Consider the following 20,215-nt stretch of genomic DNA (forward strand, 5'->3'; position numbering starts at 1 on the left):
TGGTCGGTGAACTCGGCGCGGGCGCCGGGGACCTGGTCGAACACCTCTGCGACGAGGTTCTCGAGGTAGAGCACCTCCACGCCCTGGTCCCTCAGGATCTGGGCGAAGGTGTCGTGCTCCTGCTGCGCGACCTCCAGGAACGGGACGTCGTCGAACAGGAGTCGCTCGAGCTCGTCGGGCGGCAGGTTGAGGAGCTCGTCGCCGGGACGGTGCAGGCAGACCTTCCTGAGCTTGCCGATCTCGGAAGGCACGTGCAGACCTTTCGTCATGGCCTCCTACCTTTCTTTCGGGCCTTACTGGCCGAATGTATCAGCGCCCCTCCATATGGGACGCTGCTTGCTGACAGCTCTAGTTATATCCAAAAATCAGCCGCAATTCCACCTCGCCCCCGAACGGTCAACAAAGTGCGATGAACGGTATATCGCATGTGATTCCCCCATGATGTACTTCGGCGTTCTAAAGTAACTTTTCTAAGGTAAACGCTCTTTTTTCTCAAAAATCATTCGCAATTACAACTCCAATCTTTCGATTAAGAATTGCATATTGACAACGGTTTTATGTATATAAATGACGCTTGTTCGTGTTTCTGTCTGTATTCGATGATATTCAGCTACCTATCATTCTTATTCACACATACTCACCAGTTGAGTGAGGATATAGACCGTTTTTCACAACGCGACGGGCGTCAGCTCTATGGCTTGTCAGCGTAAGAAGTAGGTAAAGATACCGTTCACGCGATACGTCCGTGCCATAGGTCGACTAAATTGAGACAATAGTGAATAGTGTTAGGCAACCGTCCCCTGCGGGGACTGAACGGACAGATACATATGCCGAGCAAAATCGAAAAAAAGCAAGCCGCCGCAAAGCTGCGCAAACCGCCGCGCGACTTCTCGTACACGCAGAACCGAGAGCTCAGCTGGCTGCGCTTTGACAACCGTGTGCTTGACGAAGCCTTCGACGAGACCGTTCCGCTGTTCGAGCGTCTAAAGTTCGTCTCGATTTTCGAGTCCAACCTCGACGAGTTTCTCATGGTGCGCGTGGGCGGCCTGTCCGATCTGGCAGAGCTCAAAAAACAGCCTGTCGACAACAAGAGCAATATGACCGCCTCCGAACAGGTCGATGCTGTCATGGCCGAAATGCCCGGGCTCCTTACCCGATGGGAGTCCATCTTTAAGAGCATCGAGGGCAAGCTCGACACCCTGGGCGTTCACCGCGCCCGCATCGATTCGCTTACGCCCGAGGAGCGCACCTTTGTAACCCGCTACTTCCAGGCCTACGTGTCGCCGGTCATCTCGCCGTTGGTCATTGACCCGCGACATCCCTTCCCCAACCTGCGCAACGGTGCACTCTATCTGGCTTGTGGCCTGGACGGCGTCACCGACGAGGAGAGCCTGCTGGGCCTTATCGAGATTCCCGCCTCGATGAACCGCGTGGTCGAGATCCCCTCGCCCACCGGCACCTACTCCTACATCTTGCTCGAGGACGTCATCCTCGCCTGCCTGGACAGCTGCTTTGGCTCCTATAAGCCGCTCGACCGCGCGCTCATCCGCGTCACCCGCAACGCCGACATCGATCCGGACGGCGAGGGCGTCGAGGAGGAAGAGGACTACCGCCAGCACATGAAGCGCATCCTCAAGAAGCGCCTGCGTCTGCAGCCGGTAGTGCTCGCGGTCTCGGGGTCGCTCGAGAAGGCGACGCTCAAGACCATCCGCAAGGCGCTCGAGCTTTCTCGCCGCTCGGTCTTTACCTGCAATATCCCGCTCGACCTGGGCTACGTCTTCGGCATTGAGGGCAAGATTCCCGAGCATCTACGCAACGAGCTGCTCTTTACGCCGTTTAAGCCGCAGCCCAACCCCACCATCGATATGACCCGCTCCATCCGCGAGCAGGTGCTGCAGCACGACAAGCTGCTCTTTTACCCTTACGAGGCCATGAATCCGTTCTTGGACCTGGTGCACGAGGCCGCCTATGACCCCGAGTGCATCTCGCTGCGCATTACGCTCTACCGCGTGGCCAAGCAGAGCCGCCTGTGCGAGTCGCTGATCGATGCCGCCGAGAACGGCAAAGAAGTCACGGTGCTCATGGAGCTCCGCGCGCGCTTTGACGAGCAGAACAACATCGAGTGGGCCGAGCGCCTGGAAGAGGCCGGCTGCACCGTCATCTACGGCTCCGAGGGCTTTAAGTGCCACTCCAAGATCTGCCAGCTCACCTATCGCGAAGGCATGGCGCTAACGCGCCTGACGCTGCTGGGCACCGGCAACTTTAACGAGAAGACGGCCAAACTCTACAGCGACTTTATGCTCATGACCGCCCACCCCGGCATCGGCGAGGACGCCAACTTGTTCTTCCGCAACCTGTCGCTGGGCAACCTGCGCGGCGATTACCGCTTCCTGGGCGTGGCGCCCGTAGGCCTCAAGCCGCTCATCATGCGCGGTCTGGATCGCGAGATTCAGCGCGCTCTCGCTGGCGAGCCCGCCCGCGTGTTCTTTAAACTCAACTCGCTCACCGACCGCGAGGTTATCGACAAGATCGCCGAGGCATCGTGCGCTGGAGTCCGCGTGGACATGATCATCCGCGGCATCTCGTGCCTCAAGCCCGGTGTTCCGGGCAAGACCGAGAACGTGCATGTCCGCTCCATCGTCGGACGCTTTTTGGAGCACGCCCGTGTTTACGCTTTTGGCGTGGACTCGGACATGATTTACCTGAGCTCGGCAGACATGATGACACGCAACACCGAGCACCGCGTGGAGATCGCCTTCCCTGTGCTCGACCCCACCTGCCGCGCCCTGGTGCACGAGTACATGGGTATGCAGCTGCGCGACAACGTGAAGGCCCGCAGCCTCACGAGCGACGGCACCTGGGTCCCCGTGGAGCGCGCAGAGGGTGAGAAACCCTTCAACTCGCAGGAAGCTCTGCTGGAGCGCGCCTATCGCAACGCCGAGGCCGCGCCCGAGCCCGTCATTGAGGCGAAACCCGCCCCCGAGCCCGAGCCGCAGCCGGTAGCACCCAAAGTCCAAAAGGTCCAGGCGACCGTCATTGAGCCCGAGCCCGCACCTGTACCTCAGCCCGAGCCGCAGGTCACCAAGCCCGCACCCGAGACGAGCGCCCGTCACGATAAGCCCGCTGGCAAGACCAAGGCCATCGAGCGCCATCGCCCCGGTCGTGTGCGCATGGGCCTGGGCCTGATCGGCCTGGGTCTTAAGACGCTCATTACCGGCAAGACGAAATAGTCGCTTGTAGAAGCAGTTTGTAGAAGCGCCCCGCATTTGAGGAAAGCCTCGGATGCGGGGCGCTTTTCCCTGCTACCATGGTGCGAACAACAACACGAATGACAGGCAGGGATATGAAGCTCACTATAGAATCGATGACCTACGGCGCAGACGGGCTGGCGCACGCCGACAACGGCAAGGTCGTCTTTGTGCAGGGCGCCGTGGCAGGCGACACCGTCGAAGCCGAGGTCGTACAGGACGGCAAGTCGTTCATGCGCGCCCGCACGACCGAGATTCTGGAGCCGAGCCCCGATCGCATTCAGCCCCCCTGCCCCTTCGTTGGCATCTGCGGCGGCTGCTCGTGGGGCAATCTCTCACGCACGGCACAGCTTGTCGCCAAAGAGCAAAACCTGCGCTCCACGCTCGAGCGCATCGGCAAGTTCGCTCCTGAGCAGGTCGATAAGTTGGTACAGCCCATCTGCCACACCAAGGACGACTGGGGCTACCGCAATAAAATCGAGCTCGAACCGACCGTCGTCAACGGTCGCGTGCGCCTTGGCATGCACGGTGTCGACCCCAGCATAATCGTGACCGTCGATGCGTGCCCGCTGTTCGATAAGCGCTTCCCGAAGGCGCTCAAATCGGTCGTCGGCGCACTCAACTATCTAAGCGGCGGCCATGACTTGGGACTCGAACGCGTGGGCATTCGCGCATCGCGCCGCACCAAGGCGCTCGAGGTCGCACTCTGGACGCCCACAGGCTCTTTTCCGCGCTCGCAAGTCTCCCGCGTGCTGGCGGACGCCGCTCATCCCACGAGCATCGTGCGTGTGATGAGCAAGGGCGAGAAGAAGGCCCGTCGCGTCTCCAAGGTTGAGATGCTCGCCGGCGAGGGCTCCTGGACCGAGAACATCGCCGATGGCCAGATGCGCTTGTCTGCCCCGTCTTTTTTCCAGGTCAACACCAAGGGTGCCGAGATTTTGATCGAGCTTGTCATGGAAGCGCTCGACCCGCAGGAAGACGAGCTTGCCGTGGACCTGTACTGCGGTGCCGGCACCTTTACCCTGCCGCTCGCCCGCCGCTGCGACTTTGTCGCCGCCGTCGAGGCCTACGGCCCCGCCGTGCGCGATCTACGCCGCAACCTGGAGATCAACAAGCTCGATAACGTCGACGTCATTGGCGGAGACGCGGTGCGCGAGTTCCCCGACCAGGATGCCGACGTCTTGGTGGTCGACCCGCCGCGCGCGGGCCTCGCCCCCGAGGCGATCGACCTTATCGCCAGCACGAGTGCTCGCGATGTCGCCTACGTGAGCTGCGACCCGGCCACCCTGGCGCGCGATCTCAAACGCTTTGTCGAAGAAGGCACCTTCTCCCCCGTAAAGATCACGCCAGTCGACCTGTTCCCACAAACCTTCCACTGCGAGACCGTCGTCCACCTTAGGCGCAACTAGCCACTTAATCATTGCTCAGAAAAATCATTGGGAAATCGAGCGTGGCAAGCGGAGGTCTTCGGGGTATAAGACGGCTAATTGTATGCCGCCTATGAAAGGAACCCTCATGCCCAGCGTTGCCGTTCTCGCCGCCGATGGCTTTGAAACTATTGAATGCTTGACCATGGTCGATGTCATGCGTCGCGGCGGCGTGCGTGCCACGCTCGTCTCGATCATGCCCACGCGTGAGGTCGTAAGCTCGCTGCAGATCCCCGTGACCTGCGATGCGCTCTTTGATGAGATCAACTTTGACGAGTACGACTGCGTCGTGCTGCCCGGCGGCCTGCCCGGTGCTACCAACCTGCGCGCCGATCAGCGCGTCTGCGACGTGGTCTGCGAGTTCGCCGCGACCAAGCACGTTGCCGCCATCTGCGCCGCCCCGTTTATCCTGGGCGAACTCGACCTGCTCGAGGGGCGCCACGCCACGTGCTTCCCTGGCTTTGAGAAAAGCTTCCCCGAAGGCGCCTATACCGGCGAGAAGGTTACGCAAGACGGCAACATCATCACCGCCAGCGGCATGGCCCAGTCGCTCCCCTTTGCGCTTGAGCTGCTGCGCACGCTCGCCGGCGACAAGGCCGTCGAGAAGGTCGCCGAGGGCATTCAGCTATGATTTTGGCTTCGCAATCACCGCGCCGCATCGAGTTGATGCGCGAGGCGGGCTATGACATTCGCGTGATTCCCGCAGATATCGACGAAACGCCTTTTGATGGCGAGGCCCCGCTTACGCTCGTTGAACGCTTAGCACGCGCCAAAGCCGCCGCCGTTGCCGCCGAGCATGCCGAGCCCAACGAACTGACCGTCGCGGCCGATACTATTGTCACCTTCGATGGCAAGATTCTGGGCAAGCCGGCAACCGAGGACGAGGCGCGCACCATGCTCCGCGAGCTTTCGGGCCGCACGCACCAGGTCGCAACCGGCGTCTGCATCGTTAAAGCCGGCGACGCTACAGCTCCGCATGCCGCCGAGAGCCTGTCGTTTGTCGATGTGACCGACGTGACGTTCTATGAGCTTACCGAAGAGCAGATCGAGCGCTATGTTGCCTCCGGCGAACCCATGGACAAGGCCGGAGCCTACGGCATCCAAGGCACAGGCGGCCGCATGCTTGTGCACGATATTTCGGGTGACTTCTACAACGTGGTGGGCTTGCCCATCGCTCGCGTCGCACGCGCGATTCAAAAACTCTCGTAATTGCATCTGGCGCTGGTTATCCCCCAGCGCCTACAATTTTGCCGTACCGTACGGATCCCGACCGGGCATAAGGCCCGGCGGAAAACCGATAGGAGAAAACATGGACACACTGCTCGAAGCCATCGATGTTTGCAATGTCGATGGCTTTTGCTTTGGCAACTATACGGACGAGGAGGCTGGCACCGGCTGCACCGTAATCGTGGCGCCCGAGGGCGCCACCGGCGGCGTTGACGTTCGCGGCGGTGCTCCCGCTTCGCGTGAGACCGACCTGCTGCGTCCCGAAAACACCGTTGATAAGGTCCACGCCGTCTGCCTTTCGGGCGGATCGGCCTTTGGCCTCGAAGCCGCAAGCGGCGTGGCCCGCGAACTCGAGAGCCGCGGCATCGGCCTTCCCGTCGGCCCCACGCAGGTGCCTATCGTGTGCTCCAGCTGTATCTTCGACCTCGCCTTTGGTAACCCCACCGTTCGCCCCGACATTGAGGCCGGCATCGCCGCCGTGCGCGAGGCGCTCGACCACACCCCTGCCTCGCTCGAGCAGGGCAACGTGGGCGCCGGCACCGGCGCCACCGTAGGTAAGCTCATGGGACCTGCCACCTGCATGAAGGCTGGCCTTGGAGCCGCCGCCGTGGCACTCGGCCCCGTCAAGGTGGGCGCCGTGGTCTCGGTCAACGCCTGCGGCAACGTTGTCGACCCCTTCACCGGCGAGTGGGTCGCCGGTATGCGTGCCGCAGCCGATAGCGACCAGATCGTCGACATGGAACTCGCAGCCTTTGCCGCCGCCGGATCCATGCAGATGCCGCTCGACCGCACCAACACTACCATCAGCTGCATCGTCACCAACATGGAGCTCACTAAGGCCCAGGCCACCAAGGTCTCCCAAATGGCCGCAGACGCCTACGCACACGCCATCCGTCCCACGCACACCACCAACGACGGCGACACCATCTACACCCTCGCCAGCGGCAAACTAGACGCTCAGACAAGCGCCGCCGTGCCCCTGGACCTGCTGGGTATGCTCGCCGTAAGGGCTTTGCAAACCGCCATCGTAAACGGAGCCAAAACCGCCAAAACCTCCCACGGCATCCCCGGCGCCGCGAAGTAATCTCACTCGACCGTCGGTCGGAGGCGGGCGGGCATTACGTTTGCTGCTCTACAGTCCTATGCAAGACGAAGGCCACATTAAGTGGCCTTCTTTGCATGCGGAACTCGCGACAAACGTAATGCCCGCCCGCCTCCGACCGACTACCAACCAAAATCTTTTCAGCCCAGGCCCCTGTGTACCGCGCGTCCAAGATCTTCAAATTCAAACAATCCCAGAATCGATACTTATAGCAGAGGCCCCTTGGCCTTTAGTTTGATACAAGTTCCGCACGAGCCGGAAAGCACTTAATGTGCTTTCCGTGCGAGCAGGACTGTTCGCAGTAGCAAACTAAAGGCCAAGGGGCCCAGTCAACCTATCAGCAGCGATTACTCAGCAGCTAGTTGAATTTGAAGATCTTTGAGGCAAGATGGTATAGGCCGAGTGTGGTTTTGTCTCCGGCCCGTCCATGCAGGTTGGTAAAGAATCCGACCACGCCGTAGCGAGCGCGACGATACATGCGCTCGTCGTACTCCTTCAGGTCCTTCCACAGCGTCTTCAGGCGCTCATCGGCACAATCTTCCTCGGAAAGCTTGGTGAGCACCGAGCAAATCGCCATCATCATGGTGAAGTAGCCCATCATGTACGAACGCAGACGCGAGGACTCAACGTCCTGGTACAGGTGGAACGATTCCATCATGATGCGCGTTACGCGGAACTGCTGGCCCAGGCGCTTGACCATCGTAGCCTCGTTGACGCTCTGGCCCTCGCGACCGATAAAGTAGCGATAGAGGTCGATGTCGGCGTAGTACATGGTCTTGCAGCGCGGCAGCGGCACGTATGCGTAGATATTATCCACGTAGAACGTGTGTGCCGGCATAGGCAGATTGGACTCACGCAGCACATCGGTGCGATAGCACAGGCTGTGCATAAGCAGGTTCTGATCGGGACGGAAGTGTCCGATCTGGTCCCAAGAGAAAATCTTTTTGCGCGGCAGGGCAAACTTGTAGCCAATAGCGGTATGCGTGCCCTCGTAAACCTTCTCGTACACGTAGTTCGAGATAAACAGGTCGACGCGCTGGCCGCGCTCCTCAAAGCCACGCAGAATCGACAGCATGGTCGAAAGCGCCGCACCGTCGAGCCAGTCGTCCGAGTCAACGACCTTATAGTACGTACCATGCGCCTCACGCAGGCCCGAGAGGACGGCGATACCGTGGCCGCCATTCTCCTGGTGCACCGCGCGGATGATTCCAGGATAACGGGCCTCCCACTCGTCGGCCTTGGCGGCCGTCTCGTCCTTGGAGCCGTCGTCCACCACGATAATCTCGATATCGGTGGCGTAATTGCTCCCCTCCAAGATGGAGGTGATGCAATGGTCCATATCCTTGGCGGCGTTATACGAGGGAATACCGAATGTTATGACTTTATGCATGGCAGGCGATAATCTCATCCGAAAGATCGAGGGCAGAATTGGTCACGGCGTCCATATCGTAGTAACGATACTCAGCCAGACGACCCACCGGGTGGAAGTTCGTCAGGTTCTGGACGCGCTCAAGATAGCGCTCGTAGAGCTCACGGTTCTCGGGCTCCAGAATAGCGTAGTACGGCGTCTCGCCCGAGCCGGGCGTATAGGCCTTGGAGTACTCCTTCATGATGGTGGTCTTGCCGGGCAAAACCTGACCGGTCATGTTCTTGAACTCGGTGATGCGCGTATAGTCCTCGCTCGTGGTGTAGTTGACGGTGCCCACGGGCTGGAACTGGTCCATATCGAGCGTCTCGAACTTCATATCGAGCGTGCGGTACGGCAGCGCGCCCAGGTCGAGGTTAAACAGCTCGTCGAGCGGACCGGTGTAGACGATCTCGCCACCATAGACCTTGCCGTCGATCTTGACGGTGGTCTCGTCGATTTCAAAGAGGTCACGGGCGTCTACGTCACAGAATACGTCGATCAGATCGTGATCGAGCATATGCTCGAACAGCGCGGTATAGCCGTCCTGCGGCATGCCCTGGAAAGGAGCCTGCGGGAAGTAGCGATCGTCATCGCCCACAAAGACGGGAACGCGGCCGGTGATCGAGGGGTCGATCTGGTCGGGCGTCTGGCCCCACTGCTTCATGGTGTAATGCAAAAAGACATTCTCGTAGACATAATCGGCGACCTCGGCAAGATCCGGGTCGTTCTTCTTGCGCAGCTCCATAATGGGCACCTTGACGTCCTTGCCAAAAGTCTCCACGAGCTTCTGATACAGCTCCTCGCCGCGCTCATCGCCAAAGGCGAGCTTGAGGCTCGCGTGGTTAAAGGGCACGGGCATAAGGGTGCCGTTGATGTTGGCGAGCACCTTGTGCTGGTAGTCCGTCCACTTGGTAAAGCGCGACAGGAAGTTATGGACGCGCTCGTTAAAAGTGTGATAGATGTGCGGACCGTACTCGTGGACCAGGATTCCGGCCTCGTCAGCGCAGTCGTAGGCATTACCCGCGATGTGGCCGCGACGCTCCAAAACGGCAACACGATAGCCGATAGTTTCGGCAAGACGGCGGGCGCAAACGGCACCGGCATAACCGGCGCCGACAACGATCATGTCATACGCACCGGCATTAAAGCCTTCAGGCAGGCCTGAGGTAATCTGCATCGATACTCCTTGTCAAAAGCCACACGCTTTTTAACTGGGCTTTTTCTCGAACATACGTCGAGACATATTTATCAGAGCGATTATAGCGCTAATGCGTCCTATAATGAGCTTGCCACACAAGGAAAGCTCAAGCACCGCGGCGTACATAATTGTAAGGTAAACCCGCTAGCAGCGGGTTTATTCGTGTACAGCCGAGGGCCTGGAGCTTAGCGAAACGCTTGTAAGGAGTATCATGAGCGATTTCCTAAACCGTATGAAGTCTGCCGCCAAGGCCGACCTTAAGACCATCGTCCTGCCCGAGGGCGAGGATCCGCGTACCATCGTCGCGGCAAACAAAATCATCGAGGAGGGCCTGGCCAACATCGTCATCCTGGGCGATCCCAACGAGATCAACGTCCCTGGCGCCACCGTCATCGATCCGCGCAACGCCGAGAAGCACGAGGAGTACGCGCAGAAGTTTGCCGAGCTCCGCGCCAAGAAGGGCGTTACCATCGAACAGGCTCGCGCCCAGGTGATGGACGCCACCTACTTTGGCACCATGATGGTCAAGATGGGCGACGCCGACGGCCTGGTCTCCGGTGCCTGTCACTCCACCGCCGACACCCTGCGCCCCGCGCTGCAGATCCTCAAGACCGCTCCGGGCACCAAGCTGGTCTCGGCCTTCTTCGTGATGTGCACCGACACCCCGCAGTTCGGTACCGACGGCACGCTGATCTTCGCCGACTGCGGCCTCAATATCAACCCGTCCTCCGACGAGCTCTCCGAGATCGCCATCGCCTCGGCCCACTCCTGGTCCACCTTCATGGGCAATGTTGAGCCGCACGTGGCCATGCTCTCCTACTCCACCATGGGCTCCGCCGGTGGCGAGGTCGCCAAGAAGGTCCAGGAGGCCGTGAAGTTCTGCAAGGAGAAGGCTCCCGAGCTCGCCATCGACGGCGACCTGCAGCTCGATGCCGCTATCGTCCCCACCGTCGCCCAGCTCAAGGCTCCCGGCTCCTCCGTCGCCGGTAAGGCCAACGTGCTCGTGTTCCCCGACCTCGAGGCAGGCAACATCGGCTACAAGCTGGTCCAGCGCTTCGCTGGCGCTGACGCCTACGGCCCCATCCTGCAGGGCATCGCCAAGCCGGTCAACGACCTGTCGCGCGGCTGCTCTGCCGACGACATCGTGGGTGTCGTGGCCATCACCGCCGTCCAGGCTCAGATGGCTGAGTAGCGGACGCACTCGCCCGAAGGCCGTACGGGCTAACCCCTGAAAACGTCCTCGACCAATGAAACGCCCCCGTTCTGCTCCTTCGGAGCTACGAACGGGGGCGTTTCTGGTCTGCGGAATGTTTTCAGGGGTTAGCCCGTACGGCCTTCTACTGCTACGAAGCATTCAGAGCATCTGGAGTGGACGGCGGCTTGGCTACGAGCTGGGGCTGAGGATCTGAATGGATGGGTGTCATTGCTGGGAGCGCAGGCGTTACTGGTGATGATCACTTTGGGACTGGAATTTCCGCCTGCTAGCAAAAAGGCCTCCTGAGCTGCTGCTCAGGAGGCCTTTCGTTCAATCGCAAGCGAACGCACTAGTTATTCGCGGTCAGACGCTCGACGTCGTGGGCGATCATGTATTCCTCGTCGGTAGGGATGACCATGACCGTGACGGAAGAGCCGGCGGCGCTGATGACCTGCGGGCCGTTACCCACGGCCTCGCGGTTCTTGTTGTTGTCGATGCGCACGCCCAGCCACTCAAAGCAGTCGCAGAAGGCCTTGCGGATCGACCAGTCATTCTCGCCGATGCCGGCGGTAAAGGTAATGGTGTCCACGCCCGCCATGGAGGCAATCATGGAACCAGCCTGCTGCATGGCCTTGTATGCGAACATATCGAAGGCGAGCAGGCAGCGCTCGTCACCCTCGGAAGCGCGCGTACGAATGTCACGGGCATCGTTGGAGATACCCGAGATGGCAAGCAGACCGGACTGCTTGTTCATCATGTCGTCGACTTCCTGGTAACTGTAGCCGCCCTCGCGCTGCAGATAGCACACAGTGGCCGGGTCGATGGAACCGCAACGGGTACCCATCATCAGGCCGTCGAGCGGTGTGAGACCCATCGTGGTGTCGCGGCACACACCATCCTCGATGGCGGCAAGCGAGGCGCCGTTGCCCAAATGGCACGAGAGCAGGCGGTGGCAGCGCGAGCCCAGAATCTCCTTGGCCATCATCCACTCGTAGCGGTGGCTCGTACCGTGGGCGCCGTACTTGCGCACGTGGTACTTGTCGCACACGTCCTTGGGCAGCGCATAGGTGTAGGCAACCTCGGGCATGGTCATGTGGAACGAGGTGTCGAAGACGGCCACGTTGGGCAGCTCCGGATACTTCTCGCGGCAATATTCGATTGCCGCGGCCTCGCCGTAATTGTGCAGCGGGGCGAGCGGTGCCACCTCAAGAATCTTAGCCATGACCTCATCGTCGACGACCGCGGAATCATCGAAGTGCCAGCCACCCTGAACGATACGGTGGCCGATGCCATCGATCGTAAAGTCGGTCTTCTCGAGCTCCTCGAGCACGCGCGCAATGGCGCAGCGATGATCGGGAAAAGGAATCTCCTCGGTCAGCTTGGCACCACCGTTCTCGGAGTGGCCAAAGATGCCCATCTCCGAGCCGATACGCTCGCAGTTGCCCTTGGCGAAAACCTCGCGGGTATCGGTATCCAAAAGCTGATATTTAAGGCTCGAGCTACCGGCGTTGACAACAAGTACGTTCATGAGACTCCTTCGTGATTACAGTACGGTCGGCAAACCTATAAGGCGGCCGTACCCTTAATAAGAAGTTATCAGAATCCAATAAATAGCTATTAAACTCTTCGCTCAAAGAGCGTAAAAGGGGGGCTGAACGGCACAAGGCCATCCAGTCCCCTCCCCTTGCATCAATTACTTGCCGTTGACAATGCGCTCGACGTCGGAAGCGATCATGAACTCCTCGTCCGTGGGGATGACGAAGATCTTGACCTTGGAATCCTTGGCGGACAGGCACCAAGCGCCGTCGCCGCGCAGGGCGTTGCGGGCATGATCCATCTTGACGCCCATAAAGGCCAGACGGTCGGCAACGCCGGCGCGAACGGCCGGAGCGTGCTCACCGATGCCGGCGGTGAAGACCAGGGTGTCCATGCCGCACATGGAGGTGGCCATCTCGGCGGCCTTGGCGGCAATCTTGTAGACGAACATGTCGAAGGCGAGCTGAGCCTCGGGGTCGCCAGCGGCGGCGAGCTCCTCGACGTTGCGGCAGTCGTTGGTCTTGCCACCGGTCACAGCCAAAAGGCCGGACTTCTTGTTCATCATCTCGTCGACCTCGTCGAAGGTGTAGCCGCCCTCGCGCTGCAGGTAGCACACGGTAGCCGGGTCGATGGAGCCGCAGCGGGTGCCCATCATGACGCCGTCGAGCGGCGTCAAGCCCATGGTGGTGTCCATGCACTTGCCGTCCTCGATGGCGCACAGGGAAGCGCCGGAGCCGATATGGCACACGACGACCTTGCGGGCCTCGCCGTTGGTCATCTCGGCGACCTTCTTGGAGATGTAGCGGTAGCTGGTGCCGTGGGCGCCGTACTTACGGATGTGCAGCTTGTCGCAGACGTCCTTGGGCAGGGCGTAGGTCTTGGCGACCTCGGGCATGTTGAAGTGGAAAGCGGTGTCGTAGACCGTGACGTTGGGCAGGTCGGGATACTGCTCCAGGCAGTACTCGATAACGTTGGCCTCGGGGTTGTTGTGCAGCGGGGCGAGCGGAGCGACCTCGCGGATCTTGGCGAGGACGTCCTCGTCGACGAGGGAGGAATCGCCAAAGTACCAACCGCCCTGAACGATACGGTGGCCAATGCCCTCGATCTTGACGCCGTTAGCCTCGAGGTCCTTCAGGACAACCTCGATGGCGACCTTGTGGTCGGGGAACTCGATGTTCTCGGTCACCTTCTTGGAGCCGTTGGCAGCGTGGGTGAAAGTGCCGCCGGTAAAGCAGACGCGCTCGCAGGAGCCCTTTGCGGACACCTTGTGGGACTTGGTATCGATGACCTGATACTTAAGGGTCGAAGATCCTGCGTTGACGACCAGAACGTTCATGTGTCTCCCTACTAACAGGCGGTGTGGCGCCGCCAGGTTACATACGTTTCAATAATAAACCCAAACGCCCTCGCGCTCGGGTTTATTGCGTTGATATATAAGTTATCGGTGTCTAAATACCCATGTCCTTTGGCTTGTAAGACGAAAGAGCGCGGGGATATACACCAAAGAAGAGATTCCGAGTGCGACAAGCAATATGACTCGAATGCCCGCGATGCTGCTCAACGCAGCATTGAACAGATAGAAAAGGATGGCGCCCACCGCCACCATCTGGCTTTGAACCGAAATCAGTGAACAGCGCATCGAAGAATCGGCTGCTTTTTGAAAAATTGAGTATTTAATTGGAGCAAATAACGAGTACGCAACCGTCTGCAGCACATAGAACACGGGCAGCAAATTAGCCGGAGTAAGGGGAATCAAAAACAAAGCTGTCAGGAAAAGGCGCACGATGCCGCAAATACGCGCAAAGCGGCCCTTGTCGACATGAGCAATCGCACAGGGCACAATAAGTCCCATGGAGGCCGAGGCAAGGAGCTGGACCGCAATGGTCACACCCGAAGCGACGGCATTCATTCCGCGACCCGCAAGCAGCAGTGATAAAAAGTCTTCCAGGGCGACAAAAGCAAATGCCTGAGAACAGTCCATGATGAACGCTGAACGAAGAATGCCATTACCCGCAATAGCGGCACCGATCATCTTCGGGCTAATCCCATGTTCAGGTGTCGTCGCAGTGCCCCCTCTTCGCATCTCAGGAATGCAGACAACGACAACCAACGTCAACACCATTGCGATGATATCTGCCGAAAGACCAATGAGATATGCACCGACGGACGAAATGAAACCGCCCACGCAAGCGGAGATGGCATAAGAGGCATAGAAAACAAATCGCTCAACGACATTAAGTCTTACGAGCTGGTCCTGAGAGACGCTGTCAATGTAAATCGCTTCGATGGATCCGCTCACACACGCAACGGCAAAACCCTTGAGAGCGAACGCACCGATTAAAAGCAGGGGAGAACGGACGAGAAGCAGGGCGGCGTAGTATCCAAGCATTCCCACGACGCCAACGAGACCGCTTGTCTTTCGTCCAAACCTATCAGCAATATAGCCAGTGGGAACTTCAAGGATGAACTTGCTCACTTGATATGCAATCATCATGCTGGAAATCGATACCATCGAAAGTCCGACGAACTCAAGGTAGACAGTTAGAAAATACAAGATGGTGCTGAAGTTCGACAGAAAAACGAACGTCATATAAAGCAAAACCGTACGGTTTTTCATGCTCCGCCCTCCAAGAGTCAGCAATCTAAATCGGAATCTTGGAAAAGCATGAGGGCAAAGCTGTCAGCTATGTGTTACAAGGCGTCAATAATCACTTGATGCCTCGAAGCCAATTAATCTCACGAAGCAAGATGACGCAATAGGTGCAGAAAAACCGTCTGGTGTCGATCAGTCCAGGAATTTTGCCGATAGCAAAAGTAGATAGGCAAGGTTACATCACGCGAACCTTCAATGGAGCACTCACTCACTTCTGACCCATCCGATGCGAGAGAGGACCCAGACAAACTCAATATCAATCCCCCGGCTTGAAGAAACTCAGTCTGAGCCCTGCTTCCGTATTCAACATCACGGAAGCGAAAATTGACGAGCTGGGCTTCGGGACATTGATTGATTGCATTGAGACAGGGTGACAAATTAATGGGAACAGCGAGCCTGCCGCCCAGTAACTCGCGAATGGTCATGGCGCCCACAGATTGATGACCCGCTGGGCATGAAAGAACCTTGAGCTCCTTTTCACCCAAGTATTTCGAAGAAAGGACACTGTCCCTTGGTTCCTCAAATGAGATGGCCGCATCCGAAATACCAAGCACAAGTGATTCAAAGCATGTAGCCGTTGGCTGATGCCACACATCAAGGTGAATCTGAGGATGCGAGCGTTCAAACGAGTCATACCAGTTTTCGGCAAAAAGGCGCCCCCGCCCATGAAGGCAGGGGGCGTAAAGACGAAAGTGGCCATCGGGCGAAACGCCGTCGCTCCCCGATTGAGCGTACTTTTTGAGATCGTCGACTTGTGCCAGGATCACGCGTGCACGACGCGCAAATTCTCTGCCCGCCGAAGACAAAACAGCCTCCCCCGCCGATCGGTTGAGCAAAACAATCTGATACTCAGATTCCAACTTTTTGATTGCCGACGAAACAGCCTGCGGACTCACATGAACGGCGCGAGCTGCTTTGCGCACGCCGCCATAGTTCGCTACCGCTTGAAGGTATTCGAGTTGAGAAAGCTGCATAGATTACTCCAAAGGCAGCCAAGTCGACGGGCTACGCGCCCTCAGATGAGGTTCTCGCCCAGGTTTTTGCCGCCGAGGACGTGCATATGGAAGTGCATGACGGTCTGGCCGGCGTTGACACCCTTGTTGGAAATGACGCGGAAACCGTCCTCCAGTCCCTTGGCCTTGGCGACCTCCTGGATGGCGTGAGCCATGGCGCCCATGGTCTCGGCAGGCACGTTGTCGGCGATGTCGCTGTAGTGCTTCTTGGGGATCACGAGCGTGTGGACCGGCGCCTGCGGGTTGAGGTCGTCGAAGGCGATGACCTGGTCGTCCTCATAGACAACGGTCGAGGGGATCTCGTGGTTGGCAATTTTACAGAAGATGCAATCGCACATAGCTGGTTCCTTTCTTACAGACCAAGGTAATTATATTTGGTCGAGATGCTTAGAACGAAAGGTTATCATCGGTGTTGGCGGCCTCGCCGTCGGCGAGCACGTCGTTGCCGTCGACGTCCTTAAGGAGCACCGAGACCTTCTGCTCGGCATCGGACAGGCGGGTGCGCAGGCTTTTGAGGAGCTCGACGCCGCGGGTGTAGCTCTCGAGCGACTCCTCGAGCTCCATATCGCCCGACTCCAGGCTGCGGATGATGAGCTCCAGCTCCTGCGAGGCCTGCTTGTACGTAAGCTGCTCTACCGGGGTCTTCTCTGCCATATCTGTTTCCTTTCCTAAGGGTCTATCACTGCGAAACGCGGTCTACTCGACCGTATCGACCGTTGCTGCCACGTTGCCGTCTGCCATGCGCACGCGAATGGCGTCGCCAGGCTTAAAGGTCTTGGCACTCGTAGCCACACCATCATCGCTGTACGCGATGGAATAGCCGCGAGCAAGCACTTTGAGCGGCGACAGGGCATCGAGCGAAGCAGCGGCTCGGCCCAGGTCGGACGCGGGTTTGCTGAGCATCGAACGTCCCTGATGCTCCAGACGGGAACTCGCAAGCGTGAGCGCATGACGCTTGCCATCGAGCCCTGAGGTGCTTGCAACCAGGCGCTCGGGCAGACGCTCGAAGTTGGAGCGGAAAACCCCGACCGAGCGCACTATGGCGCCGGACAGACGATCGGCCGTCAGGGCAAGCTCAGACTCGCGACGCTCGACCATAAACGTCGGATCGTTGAGACACGGGCGGTATGCGGCCGCATCGAGCGCGTCGCTCAAGCGAGCCGTATAGGTATCCCAGGCACGGCGACCGCGCTGATCGAGCATCTCCAGGTCGATCTGATTCGACCCAATCATCGATGCCATCGCGGCACCCAGACGCTGATGGCGCGTCTCGAGCACATCGGCCAACTCCGTCATAGCCGGCGCCACCGATTCTGCCGCCGCCGTGGGCGTGGAGGCGCGACGGTCGCTCACCATATCGCAGATCGAGGTATCGGGCTCATGACCAATGCCGGTCACCACGGGCACAGGACAAGCCGCCACCGCGCGGGCAAGTTCCTCGTCATTAAAGGTCATGAGGTCCTCAAAGGAGCCGCCGCCGCGCACCAGCAAAATACAGTCGGGCGCCGGCGTAATGGAAGCGGCGCGGCGCAAGCCCTCAATGAGCTCGGCCGGCGCACCCTCGCCTTGAACCTTGGCGCCCACACAGACGAGCTCGACAAGCGGGTTGCGACGACGCAATGTGCGCTTGACGTCGTCGATTACGGCACCCGAAAGCGAGGTGACGACCGCCACGCGGGAGCAGAACACCGGGATGCGGCGCTTGCGCGCTTCGTCCATCAGGCCCTCGCGGCGTAGCTTTTCGGCCAGTTGCGCCACTTGTTGACGCAGCAGACCCTCCCCCGCCAGCGAGAACGAGCGGGCAACGAAGCTCATGCGACCCGTAGGCTTGTAGAGATTGAAGCTGCCCTTAAAGCTTACCTGCATGCCGTCGCGCAAGTCGAAGGTGCGCTTAAGGTAGGCGCCCTTCCAGATGATGCAGTCGACGGCGGCCGAGTCGTCTTTAATCTGGAAGTAGCAGTGGCCGCTTCGGGCGTTGGGACCACGGAAACCCGTGACCTCGCCCAGGACACTCAGCTGCGGAATGGCATCGAGCGCACCGGCGGCGATCTCTACCGCCTGGCTCACGCTGAGCTCCTTACGCTCCTGCTCGTCCGAACCGTCGAACTCGGCGGAAACGGCATTGCCGGTTAGATTCCAGCCTGCCACGCAGCCTCCTTTCGTCATCGTGCACAAGGGCTTCGGCCCTGCGCAAATTCAAGTCCAACACATAGTACAGCGCCGCGAGGACACGAATCCCCGCGGCGCCTGCCTGTCCCATTTGTTATCGGTTGGAGTTTCTGTTGTAGCGAGCCATAAGATAGAGCAGCTGAATAATCGAGGTGAGCGCAGCGGCAACATAGGTAAGCGCGGCGGCCGTCAGCACCTTCTTGGCACCGTTGACCTGCTTGGAACTCATGCCCGACTGCTCGATATACGCCACGGCGCGGCGGCTGGCGTCAATCTCGACCGGCAGCGTAACGAGCTGGAACAGCACGCTAAACGAGAAGAAGATCAGCGCGAGGGTCGTGAGTCCCGCGATGTTCATAAACAGGCCCAAGAGCAACACGATGGTCCAGGTGTTCTGGGTAAAGTTGACGACCGGCACGAGGGCGGTACGTACCTTCATCATGGCATAGCCGCTTTGACGCTGGGCGGCATGGCCCGCCTCGTGGCAGGCGACGGCAACGCTTGCGACCGAACCGCCCGAACGATTGGCATCCGACAGATACAGGTTGTTGTCCTGCAGGTTGTAATGGTCAGTGAGCTCACCGGCGACACCCTTGATACCCACGGCATTGCAGCCGTTGGCGTCGAGCATGCGGCGAGCGACCCTGGCGCCCGTGTCGCCGTCCGAGCGAACCTTGGACCACGTCTTGTACGTCGAATTGATATAGCTCTGCGCGGCAAGGCCAAGCACCGTGCAGACAAGAACAACCAGCAGGTACAGCGGGTCGATACCAAAGCCGTATCCATAGTAATAAGGCATGCGAATTCCTCCGAATCGAGTTACACGTTGGAGGCATTTTACCCACTCAAGCGGCTAGGCTTCCTTACAGCAATTCAATTTTGCCATCTTTGACCGTCAACCCCATATTGCCCGAGAGTAAATCGTCCAGGCGCGAACCCACAAGCTCAAAACGCCAGCCTTCGCGCAGGGGGCTTTGCTCAGGATGCTCGATGTAATCGGCCAGGTCATCGCGCGAGGCAATGACCGAGGTCGCCACCCCCGAGCGCTCGGCAACCAGGCGGATGAGCGCGTACATGAGATCCGTCACGCTCTCCAGCTCCGGAGAGATCTGGCGATGCCCGCGCACCATGAGCGGCAGGCGATCGTGCGGGCAGCTCGCACCGCGCTTGATGGCCATGAGCGCGCCGTCCACGTCGCGCTCCCCCAACTGGTCGGTACCGCGAATGCTACGGAACTCCTCAACGCGCACGGGATTGCGCTTAACGAGCGCCAGCAGCGTATCGTCGGACATGACCCACTTGCGCGGGATGTTGCGGCGCTCGGCGCGGTCCTCGCGCCAGGCGGCGAGCTCGCGCGCGATGCCCAACTGGTGACGGCTGCACGAATTGATGCGTTTGACCTTACGGAACGCCTCGTGGCGATCGGCGCGATAGTGCGACTCGTCAGCCAGCGGGCGCAGCTCGTCGAGCACCCAGTCCACGCGGCCCAGCTCGCGCAGGCGGCTCATCATCTCGGTATAGGCGACGATCAGGTACTTGACGTCATCGATCGCGTACTCGATCTGTTTGTCGGTCAGCGGGCGACGCGACCAGTCGGTCAGCGACTCGGTCTTGGGCAGCGAGACGCCGCAAAACGTCTGCACGAGCGCGCCGTAGGAAATCTGCTGGCGTTCGCCCAAAAAGGCGGCGGCCACCTGCGTGTCAAAAATCGGACGCGGCAGCACGCCCACGGTATGGAGCATAACCTCCATATCCTGCGAGCAGGCGTGAAAGACTTTGATCACGCTCTCGTCGGCCATAAGCTCGGCCAGCGGCGACAGGTCGTCGATCACCAGAGGGTCGACCGCAACGCTCTCGGCAGGGGTGGCAATCTGAACCAAACACAGGCGCGGATGGAACGTGCGCTCGCGCAAAAACTCGGTATCGACGGCAATCGCGTCAAACTCACGGGCGCGCTGGCAAAAGTCGAGTAGAGCCTGATGTGTGGAAATGTACATATCAACCCATCGAATAAGGTTAGGCCCGAAAAACACGGGTAG

At 59.4% G+C, this 20,215-nt stretch carries 18 protein-coding genes; 6 read left to right on the forward strand and 12 right to left on the reverse strand.

What is annotated here, in order from left to right:
- Positions 1-269, reverse strand: a 269-nt coding sequence (locus DWZ15_RS01510; RefSeq protein WP_233504079.1) for an arginine deiminase family protein, incomplete at its 3' end; no start/stop codon positions are given.
- Between the two features lie 558 nt (positions 270-827).
- Here DWZ15_RS01510 and ppk1 point away from each other — a divergent pair.
- The 5 genes from ppk1 (at position 828) to DWZ15_RS01535 (ending at position 6,986) form a co-directional block, all read left to right on the forward strand.
- A complete protein-coding gene (ppk1, locus tag DWZ15_RS01515; protein ID WP_233544597.1) occupies positions 828-3,230 on the forward strand; it encodes a polyphosphate kinase 1 in 2,403 nt (800 codons plus the stop codon).
- Between the two features lie 98 nt (positions 3,231-3,328).
- The gene (gene rlmD, locus DWZ15_RS01520; RefSeq protein WP_118448928.1) at positions 3,329-4,657 is read left to right on the forward strand and encodes a 23S rRNA (uracil(1939)-C(5))-methyltransferase RlmD; all 1,329 of its coding nucleotides are present in this window, start codon (positions 3,329-3,331) and stop codon (positions 4,655-4,657) included.
- A 106-nt stretch (positions 4,658-4,763) separates the two neighbouring features.
- The gene (locus tag DWZ15_RS01525) at positions 4,764-5,306 is read left to right on the forward strand and encodes a DJ-1 family glyoxalase III (RefSeq protein ID WP_055287259.1); all 543 of its coding nucleotides are present in this window, start codon (positions 4,764-4,766) and stop codon (positions 5,304-5,306) included.
- On the forward strand, positions 5,303-5,884 hold the full coding sequence (locus DWZ15_RS01530) for a nucleoside triphosphate pyrophosphatase (RefSeq protein ID WP_118448931.1): 582 nt from the start codon (positions 5,303-5,305) through the stop codon (positions 5,882-5,884). The genes DWZ15_RS01525 and DWZ15_RS01530 overlap by 4 nt, the downstream gene beginning before the upstream one ends.
- 100 nt (positions 5,885-5,984) lie before the next feature.
- Positions 5,985-6,986 carry a P1 family peptidase gene (locus DWZ15_RS01535; RefSeq protein WP_118448934.1) on the forward strand — a complete coding sequence of 334 codons (1,002 nt, stop codon included), beginning with the start codon at positions 5,985-5,987 and terminating at the stop codon, positions 6,984-6,986.
- A gap of 376 nt (positions 6,987-7,362) precedes the next feature.
- Here the strand turns inward: DWZ15_RS01535 and DWZ15_RS01540 are convergent, their stop codons facing one another.
- Both DWZ15_RS01540 and glf read right to left on the reverse strand, forming a co-directional pair.
- A complete protein-coding gene (locus tag DWZ15_RS01540; RefSeq protein ID WP_118448937.1) occupies positions 7,363-8,394 on the reverse strand; it encodes a glycosyltransferase family 2 protein in 1,032 nt (343 codons plus the stop codon).
- The gene (gene glf, locus DWZ15_RS01545) at positions 8,387-9,589 is read right to left on the reverse strand and encodes a UDP-galactopyranose mutase (RefSeq protein ID WP_118448940.1); all 1,203 of its coding nucleotides are present in this window, start codon (positions 9,587-9,589) and stop codon (positions 8,387-8,389) included. Before glf ends, DWZ15_RS01540 begins: the two co-directional genes overlap by 8 nt.
- A gap of 232 nt (positions 9,590-9,821) precedes the next feature.
- Between glf and pta the strand changes: the two genes are divergently transcribed.
- On the forward strand, positions 9,822-10,802 hold the full coding sequence (gene pta, locus DWZ15_RS01550; protein ID WP_089573084.1) for a phosphate acetyltransferase: 981 nt from the start codon (positions 9,822-9,824) through the stop codon (positions 10,800-10,802).
- A 352-nt stretch (positions 10,803-11,154) separates the two neighbouring features.
- Here pta and DWZ15_RS01555 read toward each other — a convergent pair whose 3' ends face one another.
- The 9 genes from DWZ15_RS01555 to rnd form a co-directional block, all read right to left on the reverse strand.
- Positions 11,155-12,333 carry an acetate/propionate family kinase gene (locus tag DWZ15_RS01555; RefSeq protein ID WP_118448943.1) on the reverse strand — a complete coding sequence of 393 codons (1,179 nt, stop codon included), beginning with the start codon at positions 12,331-12,333 and terminating at the stop codon, positions 11,155-11,157.
- A gap of 165 nt (positions 12,334-12,498) precedes the next feature.
- Entirely contained in the window at positions 12,499-13,677 is a 1,179-nt protein-coding gene (locus DWZ15_RS01560) for an acetate/propionate family kinase (protein ID WP_006234305.1), read from the reverse strand.
- 102 nt (positions 13,678-13,779) lie between these two features.
- Positions 13,780-14,958, reverse strand: coding sequence for an MFS transporter (locus tag DWZ15_RS01565; protein WP_118448946.1), 1,179 nt, complete (start codon positions 14,956-14,958; stop codon positions 13,780-13,782).
- A 119-nt stretch (positions 14,959-15,077) separates the two neighbouring features.
- Positions 15,078-15,968: a LysR family transcriptional regulator gene (locus DWZ15_RS01570; protein WP_118448949.1), complete on the reverse strand. Its 891-nt coding sequence runs from the start codon at positions 15,966-15,968 to the stop codon at positions 15,078-15,080.
- Positions 15,969-16,009: 41 nt separating this feature from the next.
- Complete coding sequence (locus DWZ15_RS01575) at positions 16,010-16,345, reverse strand: histidine triad nucleotide-binding protein (RefSeq protein ID WP_035137921.1); 336 nt, start codon at positions 16,343-16,345, stop codon at positions 16,010-16,012.
- A 49-nt stretch (positions 16,346-16,394) separates the two neighbouring features.
- Complete coding sequence (gene xseB / locus DWZ15_RS01580) at positions 16,395-16,661, reverse strand: exodeoxyribonuclease VII small subunit (RefSeq protein ID WP_006234311.1); 267 nt, start codon at positions 16,659-16,661, stop codon at positions 16,395-16,397.
- Between the two features lie 42 nt (positions 16,662-16,703).
- A complete protein-coding gene (gene xseA, locus DWZ15_RS01585) occupies positions 16,704-18,155 on the reverse strand; it encodes an exodeoxyribonuclease VII large subunit (RefSeq protein ID WP_369833168.1) in 1,452 nt (483 codons plus the stop codon).
- A 115-nt stretch (positions 18,156-18,270) separates the two neighbouring features.
- Positions 18,271-18,975, reverse strand: coding sequence for a zinc metallopeptidase (locus tag DWZ15_RS01590; RefSeq protein ID WP_118448952.1), 705 nt, complete (start codon positions 18,973-18,975; stop codon positions 18,271-18,273).
- Between the two features lie 64 nt (positions 18,976-19,039).
- Positions 19,040-20,173, reverse strand: coding sequence for a ribonuclease D (rnd, locus tag DWZ15_RS01595; protein WP_117779286.1), 1,134 nt, complete (start codon positions 20,171-20,173; stop codon positions 19,040-19,042).
- Positions 20,174-20,215 lie beyond the last annotated feature (42 nt).

The sequence above is a fragment of the Collinsella sp. AF29-7AC genome (assembly GCF_003475665.1).
Classification (GTDB): domain Bacteria; phylum Actinomycetota; class Coriobacteriia; order Coriobacteriales; family Coriobacteriaceae; genus Collinsella.

Bases quoted from the DNA above. Each gene is read 5' to 3' on its own strand.
- ppk1 (WP_233544597.1), top strand. From the start codon at position 828: ATGCCGAGCAAAATCGAAAAAAAGCAAGCCGCCGCAAAGCTGCGCAAA.
- rlmD (WP_118448928.1), top strand. From the start codon at position 3,329: ATGACAGGCAGGGATATGAAGCTCACTATAGAATCGATGACCTACGGC.
- DWZ15_RS01525 (WP_055287259.1), top strand. From the start codon at position 4,764: ATGCCCAGCGTTGCCGTTCTCGCCGCCGATGGCTTTGAAACTATTGAA.
- DWZ15_RS01530 (WP_118448931.1), top strand. From the start codon at position 5,303: ATGATTTTGGCTTCGCAATCACCGCGCCGCATCGAGTTGATGCGCGAG.
- DWZ15_RS01535 (WP_118448934.1), top strand. From the start codon at position 5,985: ATGGACACACTGCTCGAAGCCATCGATGTTTGCAATGTCGATGGCTTT.
- DWZ15_RS01540 (WP_118448937.1), bottom strand. From the start codon at position 8,394: ATGCATAAAGTCATAACATTCGGTATTCCCTCGTATAACGCCGCCAAG.
- glf (WP_118448940.1), bottom strand. From the start codon at position 9,589: ATGCAGATTACCTCAGGCCTGCCTGAAGGCTTTAATGCCGGTGCGTAT.
- pta (WP_089573084.1), top strand. From the start codon at position 9,822: ATGAGCGATTTCCTAAACCGTATGAAGTCTGCCGCCAAGGCCGACCTT.
- DWZ15_RS01555 (WP_118448943.1), bottom strand. From the start codon at position 12,333: ATGAACGTACTTGTTGTCAACGCCGGTAGCTCGAGCCTTAAATATCAG.
- DWZ15_RS01560 (WP_006234305.1), bottom strand. From the start codon at position 13,677: ATGAACGTTCTGGTCGTCAACGCAGGATCTTCGACCCTTAAGTATCAG.
- DWZ15_RS01565 (WP_118448946.1), bottom strand. From the start codon at position 14,958: ATGAAAAACCGTACGGTTTTGCTTTATATGACGTTCGTTTTTCTGTCG.
- DWZ15_RS01570 (WP_118448949.1), bottom strand. From the start codon at position 15,968: ATGCAGCTTTCTCAACTCGAATACCTTCAAGCGGTAGCGAACTATGGC.
- DWZ15_RS01575 (WP_035137921.1), bottom strand. From the start codon at position 16,345: ATGTGCGATTGCATCTTCTGTAAAATTGCCAACCACGAGATCCCCTCG.
- xseB (WP_006234311.1), bottom strand. From the start codon at position 16,661: ATGGCAGAGAAGACCCCGGTAGAGCAGCTTACGTACAAGCAGGCCTCG.
- DWZ15_RS01590 (WP_118448952.1), bottom strand. From the start codon at position 18,975: ATGCCTTATTACTATGGATACGGCTTTGGTATCGACCCGCTGTACCTG.
- rnd (WP_117779286.1), bottom strand. From the start codon at position 20,173: ATGTACATTTCCACACATCAGGCTCTACTCGACTTTTGCCAGCGCGCC.